Source organism: Streptomyces sp. NPDC092369 (genome assembly GCF_044755245.1).
Taxonomy (GTDB): domain Bacteria; phylum Actinomycetota; class Actinomycetes; order Streptomycetales; family Streptomycetaceae; genus Streptomyces.
In genome coordinates this window covers 35,631-48,266 of record NZ_JBIVQP010000003.1, presented here as the reverse complement: position 1 = coordinate 48,266, position 12,636 = coordinate 35,631, and the positions used below count along the sequence as shown (strand labels likewise).

Annotated in this window: 10 protein-coding genes; 7 read left to right on the top strand and 3 right to left on the bottom strand. The window is 69.0% G+C overall.

The features are described 5' to 3' along the window. The first annotated feature begins 9 nt into the window (after nt 1–9). Entirely contained in the window at nt 10–723 is a 714-nt protein-coding gene (locus ACIQI8_RS17195; protein ID WP_402350642.1) for a hypothetical protein, read from the top strand. A gap of 61 nt (nt 724–784) precedes the next feature. Here ACIQI8_RS17195 and ACIQI8_RS17190 read toward each other — a convergent pair whose 3' ends face one another. Then, nucleotides 785–2,842 carry a TIM-barrel domain-containing protein gene (locus ACIQI8_RS17190; RefSeq protein ID WP_402350639.1) on the bottom strand — a complete coding sequence of 686 codons (2,058 nt, stop codon included), beginning with the start codon at nt 2,840–2,842 and terminating at the stop codon, nt 785–787. A gap of 81 nt (nt 2,843–2,923) precedes the next feature. Continuing rightward, nucleotides 2,924–3,937, bottom strand: a complete 1,014-nt coding sequence (locus ACIQI8_RS17185; protein ID WP_402350636.1) for a LacI family DNA-binding transcriptional regulator — start codon at nt 3,935–3,937, stop codon at nt 2,924–2,926. Between the two features lie 356 nt (nt 3,938–4,293). Between ACIQI8_RS17185 and ACIQI8_RS17180 the strand changes: the two genes are divergently transcribed. Continuing rightward, nucleotides 4,294–6,237, top strand: a complete 1,944-nt coding sequence (locus tag ACIQI8_RS17180; protein ID WP_402350633.1) for an acyl-CoA dehydrogenase family protein — start codon at nt 4,294–4,296, stop codon at nt 6,235–6,237. A 5-nt stretch (nt 6,238–6,242) separates the two neighbouring features. Here ACIQI8_RS17180 and ACIQI8_RS17175 read toward each other — a convergent pair whose 3' ends face one another. After that, a complete protein-coding gene (locus tag ACIQI8_RS17175) occupies nt 6,243–6,692 on the bottom strand; it encodes a lamin tail domain-containing protein (RefSeq protein WP_402350630.1) in 450 nt (149 codons plus the stop codon). A 196-nt stretch (nt 6,693–6,888) separates the two neighbouring features. Between ACIQI8_RS17175 and dxr the strand changes: the two genes are divergently transcribed. The 5 genes from dxr to ACIQI8_RS17150 all read left to right on the top strand — a co-directional run bounded on the left by dxr (nt 6,889) and on the right by ACIQI8_RS17150 (nt 12,571). Next, complete coding sequence (gene dxr / locus ACIQI8_RS17170) at nt 6,889–8,151, top strand: 1-deoxy-D-xylulose-5-phosphate reductoisomerase (protein WP_402350627.1); 1,263 nt, start codon at nt 6,889–6,891, stop codon at nt 8,149–8,151. Nucleotides 8,152–8,159: 8 nt separating this feature from the next. Next, on the top strand, nt 8,160–9,452 hold the full coding sequence (locus ACIQI8_RS17165; protein WP_402353954.1) for a M50 family metallopeptidase: 1,293 nt from the start codon (nt 8,160–8,162) through the stop codon (nt 9,450–9,452). Nucleotides 9,453–9,620: 168 nt separating this feature from the next. After that, nucleotides 9,621–10,778 carry a flavodoxin-dependent (E)-4-hydroxy-3-methylbut-2-enyl-diphosphate synthase gene (gene ispG / locus ACIQI8_RS17160; protein WP_402350624.1) on the top strand — a complete coding sequence of 386 codons (1,158 nt, stop codon included), beginning with the start codon at nt 9,621–9,623 and terminating at the stop codon, nt 10,776–10,778. A 349-nt stretch (nt 10,779–11,127) separates the two neighbouring features. Beyond that, nucleotides 11,128–11,976, top strand: a complete 849-nt coding sequence (locus ACIQI8_RS17155) for a GNAT family N-acetyltransferase (RefSeq protein ID WP_402350621.1) — start codon at nt 11,128–11,130, stop codon at nt 11,974–11,976. 64 nt (nt 11,977–12,040) lie between these two features. Further along, nucleotides 12,041–12,571 (top strand): GNAT family N-acetyltransferase, encoded by a 531-nt coding sequence (locus tag ACIQI8_RS17150; RefSeq protein ID WP_402350618.1) that lies wholly within the window; start codon nt 12,041–12,043, stop codon nt 12,569–12,571. Nucleotides 12,572–12,636: the final 65 nt, after the last annotated feature.

The following is a 12,636-nucleotide window of genomic DNA, read 5'->3' as shown; positions in this document are numbered from 1 at the left end:
AGGGACACCATGGCAACACGCACCCTGAGCAGGGTCACCATGGCGCTGCTGGCCCCGGCCCTCGCGCTCGGCGCCACCGTCGCACTGGCCTCCGCCCCCGCCTCGGCCGCCGTCTGGAGCTCCTGCGACCAGTGGGGCAACACCTCGCTGAACGGTTACACGCTCTACAACAACATCTGGGGCTCCGGCGCCGGCAGCCAGTGCATCTGGGCCAACTCCGGTACCAACTGGGGCGTCAACGCCAACCACCCCAACACGGGCGGCATCAAGTCCTACCCCAACGCCAAGAAGGTCATCAACAAGTCGATCACCTCGCTCGGTTCGCTCTCCAGCAGCTACAACGTCTCCGTCCCGTCGTCCGGCGCGTACAACACGTCGTACGACATCTGGGACACCAACTACGACTACGAGATCATGCTCTGGATGAACAAGACCGGAGCCGTCGGCCCGCTCGGCACCTCGCAGGGCAACCTCACCCTCGGCGGCCACACCTGGACCGTCTACAAGGGCAACAACGGCGCCAACGACGTGTTCTCCTTCATCCGCACCTCCAACTCCAGCTCCGGCACGGTCAACGTCCTGCCGATCCTGAAGTGGATCAAGGACACCAAGGGCTGGTTCGGCAACGTGACCATCGGAGACGTGCAGTTCGGCTTCGAGATCACGTCCTCCTCCGGCGGCCTGAACTTCACCGTCAACAGCGAGAGTGTCACCAGTAGTTGATCCGCAGTTGTTGATCGCCGGGTGGCCGGTCCCTTCCCCACGGGACCGGCCACCCCCGCGTCTACTCCGCCACCGGCAGCCGCGCCCCGTCCCGCAAAAACAGCGGGATGCGGTCGAGCGGGGCCTCGACCGTCACGGCCGCACCGCCCTGGTACGTCTCACCGGTCCACGCGTCCGTCCAGGTCGCGCCAGCCGGGAGGTACGTCGTGCGGGCCGTGGCGCCCGCGGTCAGCACCGGGGCGACCAGCAGATCCCGGCCGAAGAGATAGGCGTCGTCCACCGTCCAGGTCGCGCGGTCGTCCGGGAACTCCAGGAACAGCGGACGCATCGGCGGCAGCCCCTCCTCGTGGGCCTCCCGCATCATGTCCAGGACGTACGGCTTCAGGCGCTCGCGCAGGCGCAGGTACTTCGCCAGGATCGGAGTGGTCTCCTCGCCGTAGGACCAGACCTCGTTGGGGCCGCCGGTCATGTCGGGGCCCAGCGCCATGCCGGGGTCACGGAAGCCGTGCAGCCGCATCAGCGGGGACAGGGCGCCGAACTGGAACCAGCGGACCATCACTTCGCGGTACGCGGGATCGTCCGGATCGCCGCCGTGGAAGCCGCCGATGTCCGTGTTCCACCAAGGGATGCCGGAAAGGGCGGTGTTGAGGCCGGCCGCGATCTGGCGGCGCAGGGTCGGGAAGTCGGTGCCGATGTCGCCGGACCACAGGGCGGCGCCGTAGCGCTGACTGCCCGCCCAGGCCGAGCGGTTGAGGGTGATGATCTCGTCGTCCCCGGCGCCCGAGGCGAGCAACCCGTCGTAGAACGTCCGGGAGTTCTCGGCGGGGTAGCTGTTGCCGACCTCCAGGCCCGGGCCCGTCCAGTACCGCAGGTTCTCCTGGAACCCGGGCTTCAGCTCCGGCTCGCAGGCGTCCAGCCAGAAGGCCGTGATGCCGTACGGGTCGAGGTAGTTCTCCTTCACCTTCGACCACACGAACTCCCTGGCCTCCGGGTTCGTGGCGTCGTAGAAGGCGACTTGGACGGTGGACGCGACCCCCTTGTCGGGCCAGTCCGCGTGCGCCATCGGGCCGTACTGCGTGCCGATGAGGTAGCCGCGCTGCTCCAGCAACGGGTGGTTCTCCGACAGCGGCGACACCGACGGCCAGACGCTGACCACCAACTTGATGCCCAGGTCCGCCAGTTCACGGACCATCGCCCCCGGGTCGGGCCACTCCGCCAGGTCGAACTTCCAGTCGCCCAGGTGCGTCCAGTGGAAGAAGTCGCAGACGATCGCCGAGATCGGCAGCCCGCGCCGCTTGTACTCCCGTGCCACGGCGAGGAGTTCGTCCTGCGTCCGGTAGCGCAGCTTGCACTGCCAGAAACCGGCCGCCCACTGCGGCAGCATCGGCGTACGGCCCGTCACCGCGCTGTAGCGGCGCTGGCCGTCCGCCGGGGCGCCCGCGGTGATCCAGTAGTCGATCTGCCGGGCCGAATCGGCGACCCAGCGCGTGCCGTTGCGGGCCAGTTCCACGCGGCCGATCGCCGGGTTGTTCCACAGCAGGGTGTAGCCGCGGCTGGAGCAGAGCACCGGTATGGAGACCTCGGCGTTGCGCTGCACCAGGTCGAGCACCAGGCCCTTCTGGTCCAACTGCCCGTGCTGGTGCTGCCCGAGGCCGAACAGCTTCTCGTCGTCGTAGGCCGAGAACCGCTGCTCCAGGCGGTGGTGGCCGTTGCCGACGGCCGTGTACAGGCGTGAGCCCGGCCACCAGAAGTGCGCTCGCTCCTCGGCGAGGATCTCCACGCGGTCGTCCGTGCGCAGGAACCGGATCAGCCCTTCGGCGTCCACCTCCACGGTGAGCGCCCCGACGGTCAACTGCCCCTTTCCGCCCTCGATTTTGACGGTGTACGACGTCGGCGGCGCGTCCGCGAGCAGCGCGCCCGGCAGTCCGTCGAGGACGGGACCGCCGAGCCGGGCCCGGACCCGGACGGCGTCCGGACCCCACGGCTCGACGCGCAGCGTCTCCTGACGGCCGCTCCACTCCAGCGCGCCGTCCCGCTCACGGAAGGTGCCGACGGTGGGGGACGACTGCGCGAGGCTCACCGCGCCGGTCGGGGACTGGTTTTCGGCAGGCTGATTCACGAGGAGTGCTCCTGGAGGAAAGCGGACAGGGGTGACTGACCCGCACCGGCACGTGGAACGTGGAACCTGAAACGCGGAGGGTCAGGACGTCGAGGGCGCCGGACCCGTACTGGACCGCACCGTCAACTCCGGTGTGATCAGCACGACTTCGTCCTTGCCGCGGCCGTCCAGCTTGGCGACCAGGTGCTCCACCGCGTGCCGGCCCATCTCCTGCGCGGGGATGGCGACCGACGACAGGCGCACCGAGGCCTGCACGGCGACCTGTTCCGGGCAGATCGCCACCACCGACACGTCCTCCGGCACGGCCCGGCCCTGTCCGCGCAGCAGGGCGAGCAGCGGCTCCACCGCCGACTCGTTCTGCACGACGAAGCCCGTGGTGCCCGGGCGCTCGTCCAGGATGCGGGCGAGCGTGAGCGCCATCGCGTCGTACCCGCCGTCGCACGGCCGGTGCAGCAGTCGTAGGCCCAACTCGTTGGCCCGCGACCGCAGTCCGTCGAGTGTGCGCTCGGCGAAACCGGTGTGCCGCTCGTAGACCGCGGGGGCCTCGCCGATGACAGCGATGTCGCGGTGGCCGAGCGTCGCCAGGTGCTCGACGCACAGCGCGCCCGTCGCCCTGAAGTCGAGGTCCACGCAGGTCAGTTCGGTGGTGTCGGCGGGCAGCCCGATCAGCACGGCCGGCTGGTCGGTGCCGCGCAGCAACGGCAGCCGCTCGTCGTCGAGTTCGACGTCCATCAGGATCATTCCGTCGGCGAGCCCGCTGCCGGTGACCCGGCGCACCGCGTCCGGGCCCTCCTCGCCGGTCAGTAGCAGGACGTCGTAACCGTGGGTCCGGGCCGTGGTGGCGACCGCGATGGCGATCTCCATCATCACCGGCACGTACATGTCGGTGCGCAGCGGGATCATCAGCGCGATGATGTTCGACTTGCTGCTGGCCAGGGCGCGCGCGCCCGCGTTCGGGTGGTACCCGAGCTCGCGGATGCTCTGCTCGACCCGCAGCCGGGTGGTCACGGAGATGGACCGCTTCCCGCTGAGGACATAGCTCACCGTGCTCGCCGAGACTCCGGCGTGCTGGGCGACCTCGGCGAGGGTGACCATCCAGCTCTCCAAGCGGTGTGAAGCGCTTCGACAGTGCGCATTACGAACAGGGACGGGTGAGGATGGTTCGACATTAGCTTCGGCGCGGGTGGGTGTCCATAGGTTGTCGAAGCGCTTCGACAGCTTTTCTCGAACCGGTGCCCCGCGACTCGGGAGCCGTGCCCCGACCCGGACCCCAACCGTGCCTCGACCCGCACCCGAACCGTCCCCCGGACGGACCCCCGGCGCAACACCTCAATCCGTCGGACGGCTGCGCGAAGGGTGGTGGGGTCGCCCGGGATCGGGTACTAACGATCGGGTAGCACCCGTCGGTAACCAACTGGTCCGAGAACCCGATTCGCGGCGAGGTGACCCTCATGTCCGCACCATCCAGCGATCCCCCCGTCAAGGCCACAGTCTCCGAACGCGAGGCCCGCCAGGTGGCGGAGGCCGCCCGGGAGCAGGAGTGGCGCAAGCCCAGCTTCGCCAAGGAACTCTTCCTCGGCCGCTTCCGGCTGGACCTCGTCCACCCGCACCCCACACCCGCCGCCGAGGACGTCCAGCGCGGCGAGGAGTTCCTCGCCAAGCTCCGCGACTTCTGCGAGACGAAGGTGGACGCGGCGCTCATCGAGCGCGAGGCCAGAATCCCCGACGAGATCATCAACGGGCTCAAGGAGCTCGGCGCCCTCGGGATGAAGATCGACACCAAGTACGGCGGGCTCGGCCTCACCCAGGTGTACTACAACAAGGCGCTCGCGCTGGCCGGCTCCGCGTGCCCGGCGATCGGTGTGCTGCTGTCGGCGCATCAGTCGATCGGCGTACCGCAGCCGCTGAAGATGTTCGGCACGGCCGAGCAGAAGGAGGCCTTCCTCCCGCGCTGCGCGCGCACCGACATCAGCGCCTTCCTGCTCACCGAGCCCGACGTCGGCTCCGACCCGGCGCGCCTCGCCACCAGCGCGGTGCGCGACGGCGACGACTACATCCTCGACGGTGTGAAGCTGTGGACCACCAACGGCGTCGTCGCCGACCTGCTGGTGGTGATGGCCCGGGTGCCGAAGACCGAGGGCGGCAAGGGCGGCATCACCGCCTTCGTCGTGGAGACCAACTCGCCCGGCATCACCGTCGAGAACCGCAACGCCTTCATGGGCCTGCGCGGCATCGAGAACGGCGTCACCCGCTTCCACCAGGTCCGGGTGCCGGCCGCCAACCGCATCGGCCCGGAGGGCGCCGGCCTCAAGATCGCCCTCACCACTCTCAACACCGGCCGCCTCTCGCTGCCCGCGTCCTGCGTGGCGGCCGGCAAATGGTGCCTGAAGATCGCCCGCGAGTGGTCCGCGGCCCGCGAGCAGTGGGGCAAGCCGATCGCCGACCACGAGGCCGTCGGCGCGAAGATCTCCTTCATCGCGGCGACCACCTTCGCCCTTGAGGCGGTCCTGGACCTGTCCTCGCAGATGGCCGACGAGGACCGCAACGACATCCGCATCGAGGGCGCGCTCGCCAAGCTCTACGCCTCCGAGATGGGCTGGCTCATCGCCGACGAACTCGTCCAGATCCGCGGCGGCCGCGGCTTCGAGACGGCCGCGTCCCTGGCGGCCCGCGGCGAGCGCGCGGTGCCGGCCGAACAGGTGCTGCGCGACCTTCGTATCAACCGCATCTTCGAGGGCTCGACCGAGATCATGCATCTGCTGATCGCGCGCGAGGCGGTCGACGCCCACCTCTCCGTGGCCGGCGACCTCATCGACCCCGACAAGTCCCTCACGGACAAGGCGAAGGCGGGCGCCAACGCGGGTGTCTTCTACGCCAAGTGGCTGCCGAAGCTGGTCGCGGGCCCGGGTCAACTCCCCAATTCCTACGGTGAGTTCAAGCGCGAGGTGGACCTCTCCCCGCACCTGCGCTACGTCGAGCGCACCGCCCGCAAGCTCGCCCGCTCCACCTTCTACGCCATGTCCCGCTGGCAGGGCCGGATGGAGACCAAGCAGAGCTTCCTGGGCCGGATCGTCGACATCGGCGCGGAACTGTTCGCGATGAGCGCGGCCTGCGTACGCGCCGAACTCCTGCGCTCCCAGGGCGAGAACGGCCGCGAGGCCTACCAACTCGCCGACGCCTTCTGCCGCCAGTCCCGGCTGCGCGTCGAGGAACTCTTCGGCCGGCTGTGGAGCAACACCGACACCGTCGACCGCAAGGTGGTCAAGGGCGTCATGGCGGGCACGTACCAGTGGCTGGAGCAGGGCATCGTCGACCCGTCGGGCGAGGGGCCGTGGATCGCGGACGCGACCCCCGGGCCCTCGAAGACCGACAACGTGCACCGGCCGGTGACGTAGTCCGACTAGCAGTACTTGTCGCTCGGATCCCGCGTCGTCCAGGAGCAGGAGTCGACCTTCGAGCCGGTCGACTTCGTGAGCGTGGCGGTGTCGCTGGTGTTGTTCCAGACGTACGCGCCGCGGCCCTGGTACTTGTTCGACGCGGTGTCCGAGCCCTTGCCGGTGTGCACCTTCATGTACTTGCCGGCGCCGATCTTGATGTTCTTGAACACGTACTTGTGGTTCGAGGTGTCCTTCAGGATCCAGCCCTTGAGCGAGATCGCCGAGCGGCTGGTGTTCTTGATCTGCACCCACTCGGCGTTCAGGCTCGCGTTCGAGCGGTTGTCCGAGCCCGGGCTGTCGAACCAGACGTGGTAGACGATGACTCCGCCGGCGGCCTCGGCGGGTGTGCTGAGCAGGGTGCCGGTGAGTACGGCGGCGCCCGCGAGCGCGGGCAGAGCGGTGCGTATCCGCATGGAAATCCCCCAAGAATCCCAAGAAATTCGTCCCCCCGACCGATGTCTCCCCCGGTCGGTAGAGAAGTGTTATCACACGATCTTCACTCGGACTTCACAAAGGGGGTTTCTGCTTCATTCGGCCCAGGAAGCGACAAGCCACCCGCGCGAGGGACGCGCTGTCCTCCTCGCGGTCCGATGCGGCCACAATGGAGGGATGAGCGACAGTCCAGCCCCCCTCGCCGACCCGCACCTCGTCTACGACCCGGTCGCGGGCGGCGGACCGAAGGACGTGGTGATCCTCGGATCCACCGGATCGATCGGCACCCAGGCCATCGACCTGGTACTGCGCAACCCCGACCGCTTCCGGGTCACCGGCCTCTCCGCCAACGGCGGCCGGGTCGCCCTCCTCGCCGAGCAGGCGCACCGGCTGCGGGTACGGACCGTCGCGGTGGCCCGCGAGGACGTCGTACCGTCCCTGCGCGAGGCGCTGACCAGTCTGTACGGTCCCGGCGAGCCGCTTCCCGAGATCCTCGCGGGACCTGAGGCGGCCACGCACCTCGCCGCCTCTCACTGCCACACGGTCCTCAACGGCATCACGGGCTCCATCGGCCTCGCCCCCACCCTCGCCGCCCTGGAGGCGGGCCGCACCCTCGCGCTCGCCAACAAGGAGTCGCTCATCGTCGGCGGCCCGCTGGTCAAGGCGCTGGCCAAGCCAGGACAGATCATTCCGGTCGACTCCGAGCACGCGGCCCTGTTCCAGGCACTGGCGGCCGGCACCCGCTCCGACGTGCGCAAGCTCGTCGTCACCGCGTCCGGCGGCCCCTTCCGCGGCCGTACGAAGTCACAACTGGCGGACGTCACCGTCGAGGACGCCCTCGCCCACCCCACCTGGGCGATGGGCCCGGTGATCACGATCAACTCGGCGACCCTGGTCAACAAGGGCCTTGAGGTCATCGAGGCGCACCTTCTCTACGACATTCCCTTCGACCGCATTGAGGTCGTCGTGCACCCCCAGTCGTATGTCCACTCGATGATTGAGTTCACGGACGGATCGACGATCGCCCAGGCGACACCCCCCGACATGCGCGGGCCGATCGCCATCGGGCTCGGCTGGCCGGAGCGGGTTCCGGACGCGGCGCCCGCCTTCGACTGGAGCAAGGCCTCGACGTGGGAGTTCTTCCCCCTGGACAATGAGGCGTTCCCCTCGGTGAACCTCGCCCGGCACGTGGGTGAGCTCGCGGGCACCGCCCCGGCGGTGTTCAATGCGGCCAACGAGGAGTGCGTGGAGGCGTTCCGCGGCGGCGCACTGCCGTTCAACGCAATCATGGAGACCGTGACAAGAGTGGTCGAGGAGCACGGCACGCCCGGCGCGGGAACTTCACTCACCGTGTCGGACGTCCTCGAAGCGGAGACCTGGGCACGGGCCCGGGCCCGGGAACTGACAGCGCAGACGGCGACCGCGGAGGCGCGTGCATGACGAGCTTGATGATGATCCTCGGCATAGTCGTCTTCGCGTTCGGCCTGTTGGTCTCGATCGCGTGGCACGAACTGGGCCACCTGTCCACGGCCAAGCTCTTCGGCATCAGGGTGCCGCAGTACATGGTCGGCTTCGGACCGACCCTGTGGTCACGCAAGAAGGGCGACACCGAGTACGGGTTCAAGGCCATCCCGTTCGGCGGCTACATCCGCATGATCGGCATGTTCCCGCCCGGACCCGACGGCCGCCTGGAGGCCCGCTCCACCTCGCCCTGGCGCGGCATGATCGAGGACGCCCGCTCGGCGGCCTTCGAGGAACTGCGCCCCGGGGACGAGAGTCGCCTCTTCTACACACGCGCCCCGTGGAAGCGGGTCATCGTGATGTTCGCGGGCCCGTTCATGAACCTGATCCTGGCGGTGGCGCTCTTCCTCACCGTCCTGATGGGCTTCGGCATCGCCCAGCAGACCACCACGGTCAGCTCGGTCTCCCAGTGCGTGATCGCACAGAGTGAGAACCGCGACAACTGCACCAAGGGCGACGAGCCCTCCCCGGCCGCGGCGGCGGGCCTCAAGCCCGGCGACAAGATCGTCTCCTTCGCCGGCGTGCGCACCGACGACTGGAACAAGCTCTCCGACCTCATCCGCGCCAACCCCGGCAAGGACGTCCCGATCGTCGTCTCGCGCGACGGCAAGGAGATCGACCTCCACGCGACGATCGCCACCAACCAGGTCGCCAAGAAGGACTCCAGCGGCCAGATCGTCCAGGGCAAGTACGTCAACGCCGGCTTCCTCGGCTTCAGCGCGGCCACGGGCGTCGTCAAGCAGGACTTCGGCGAGTCGGTGACCTGGATGGGCGACCGGGTCGGTGACGCCGTCGACTCCATCGTGGCGCTGCCCGGCAAGATCCCCGCCCTGTGGGACGCGGCCTTCGGCGGAGGCGAGCGCGCCGACGACTCCCCGATGGGCGTGGTCGGCGCGGCCCGGGTGGGCGGCGAGATCTTCACCCTGGACATCCCGGCCAGCCAGCAGCTGGCGATGTTCGTCATGCTGGTGGCCGGCTTCAACCTCTCCCTGTTCCTCTTCAACATGCTCCCGCTGCTGCCCCTGGACGGCGGCCATGTCGCGGGTGCCCTGTGGGAGTCGCTGCGCCGCCACACGGCCAAGCTCCTGCGCCGCCCGGACCCCGGTCCGTTCGACGTGGCGAAGCTGATGCCGGTGGCGTACGTGGTGGCGGGCATCTTCGTCTGCTTCACGCTGCTGGTCCTGGTGGCGGACGTCGTTAACCCGGTGAAAATCTCGTAGCCATTCCTGGTTTGTGACGGCCCGGCATCCTTTGTGCCGGGCCGTTCTCCATTGAGTGGGTTTACCGCTGGGATGTGCTCGGGCCCGTGCCGGTGACGTAATCTCGAAGCCTGGAGCCCGTTGTTCCGGGACCGGGGCCTTGATCCACGACTTGGGGTTGCACAGCAGATGACTGCGATTTCTCTCGGCATGCCGTCCGTTCCGACCAGGCTCGCCGAGCGCCGCAAGAGCCGGCAGATCCAGGTCGGTACCGTGGCGGTCGGCGGCGACGCCCCCGTGTCGGTGCAGTCGATGACGACCACGCGTACGTCCGACATCGGCGCGACCCTCCAGCAGATCGCCGAGCTGACCGCGTCCGGCTGCCAGATCGTCCGCGTGGCCTGCCCCACGCAGGACGACGCCGACGCCCTCGCGACGATCGCCCGCAAGTCGCAGATCCCGGTGATCGCGGACATCCACTTCCAGCCGAAGTACGTGTTCGCGGCGATCGAGGCGGGTTGCGCCGCGGTCCGCGTGAACCCGGGCAACATCAAGCAGTTCGACGACAAGGTCAAGGAGATCGCGCGGGCCGCCAAGGACCACGGCACCCCGATCCGCATCGGCGTCAACGCGGGCTCGCTGGACCGCCGCCTCCTCCAGAAGTACGGCAAGGCCACCCCCGAGGCGCTCGCCGAGTCCGCCCTCTGGGAGGCGTCCCTCTTCGAGGAGCACGACTTCCGGGACATCAAGATCTCGGTCAAGCACAACGACCCGGTCGTCATGGTCGAGGCCTACCGCCAGCTCGCCGCCCAGTGCGACTACCCGCTGCACCTCGGCGTGACGGAGGCGGGCCCGGCGTTCCAGGGCACGATCAAGTCGGCCGTCGCCTTCGGCGCCCTGCTCAGCCAGGGCATCGGCGACACGATCCGAGTCTCCCTCTCGGCACCGCCGGTCGAAGAAGTGAAGGTCGGCAACCAGATCCTGGAGTCCCTCAACCTCAAGCAGCGCGGCCTGGAGATCGTCTCCTGCCCGTCCTGCGGCCGCGCCCAGGTCGACGTCTACAAGCTCGCCGAGGAAGTCACGGCAGGCCTGACCGGCATGGAGGTCCCGCTGCGGGTGGCCGTCATGGGCTGCGTCGTCAACGGCCCCGGCGAGGCCCGAGAGGCCGACCTCGGCGTCGCCTCCGGCAACGGCAAGGGCCAGATTTTCGTCAAGGGCGAGGTCATCAAGACCGTCCCCGAGTCCAAGATCGTCGAGACCCTCATCGAAGAGGCCATGAAGCTGGCCGAACAGATGGAGGCGGACGGCATCACCTCGGGCGAGCCGTCGGTTTCGGTGGCGGGCTGAGGGTTTTCGGGGGCGGGGGCCGGAAGGCTGCCGCTGGGAGTGACCTGGAGGTCGTTGCCGACGGTGACCCGAGGGTCGGTGTCGGCAGCGGCCCGAGCGGCTTTCCGTGGCGGGGGGCTGCCATTCACGCCAACTGCTCGACGCCGGTTCGTAATTCCAGCCCGTCCGGCGTTTGAGGACGAGGCCGTTCAGGCCGAAAGCGGGGGCCTGGGGGCGGCAGCCCCCAGACGACGGTCCGGACACCCACGCAAGCCGCAGAACGCACCCGCACAAAAACAGGGGCAGCACCGCTCAGCTTCCGCAGGTACAGTGCGCAGATCAGCAGAACCCTCAGGGTGAGGCCCCGCACGTGTTGACCCAGACCACCTCCCGAGTGCTCGAACCGAGTGACCTGGAAGCGGCGCTCGCAGTTCTGGACCGCGAGCCCGTCGCGAACGCCTTCGTTACATCACGCGTCCAGATCGCCGGCCTCGACCCCTGGCGACTCGGCGGCGAGATGTGGGGTTTCTACGAGGACGGCATGCTGACGTCCCTCTGTTACGCGGGCGCCAACCTGGTCCCCATCTGCGCCACCCCCAAGGCCGTCCGGTCCTTCGCGGACCGCGCGCGCCGGGCCGGCCGCCGCTGCTCCTCGATCGTCGGCCCCGCAGAAGCCGTCTCCCAGCTGTGGCGGCTCCTCGAACCGAGCTGGGGCCCGGCCCGCGAGGTCCGCTCCCGCCAGCCCCTCATGGTCGCCGACCGCATGCCCACCGACATCGCCCCCGATCCCTACGTCCGCCGCATCCGCAAGGACGAGATGGACACGATCATGCCGGCCTGCGTGGCGATGTTCACCGAGGAGGTCGGCGTCTCCCCGCTGGCCGGCGACGGCGGCCTCCTCTACCAGGCCCGGGTCGCCGAACTCGTGGGCGCGGGCCGCTCGTTCGCCCGCGTCGACGAACACGGCAAGGTCGTCTTCAAGGCCGAGATCGGCGCGGCGACCTCGCAGGCCTGCCAGATCCAGGGCGTATGGGTGGCCCCGGAGTACCGGGGGAGAGGCGTGGCGGCCCCGGGCATGGCAGCGGTCCTGCGCTACGCCCTGGCCGACGTGGCTCCCTTGGTGAGTCTCTACGTGAACGACTTCAACACCCCGGCGAGGCGGACGTACCACCGCGTGGGCTTCCAGGAGATCGGCGCGTTCATGAGCGTCCTGTTCTAGTCACCGTCAGCCACTTGCAACCCGCACCAGGCAGATGACCGACGCCCCCCTGTACCCTCCCCGCATGGACCTCGTCATCGGCCCCCTCGACCTCTCCACCCACGTCGACGAGGCCCTGGCCGTCCAGGCCGTCGCCTTCGGACTCGGCGCGGACGAAGTCGCCGTACGCCGCCAGATCGTCCTCCGCCACATGACCCACCCCGGCGCGCGGGCCCTCGGTGCGACCGTCGGACGACACCTCGTCGGGTTCGTGTACGGAATGCCCAACAACCGCGGCCACTGGTGGTCCACCGTCGTCGAGCCCTACCTCCACGAACAAGGTCACGACAACTGGCTCGACGACTCCTTCGTGATCACCGAGCTGCACGTCCACCCGGGCCACCAGAATCGCGGTATCGGCCGTTCCCTGATCACGACGATCACGGACGGTGCCGCCGAGCCCCGTTCGATCCTCTCCGCGATCGACACCGACAGCCCGGCCCGCGGCCTCTACCACTCCCTCGGCTACCAGGACCTGGCCCGCCGCGTCCTCTTCCCGAGCGCCCCGAAGCCGTACGCGGTCATGGGAGCCCCCCTCCCACTCCGCCGCAGATAACCGATTTCCACCCCCACAGCGCGCCCGGCTAACCTCCTAGCCATCACCCTTTTCCGGCAGGAGTA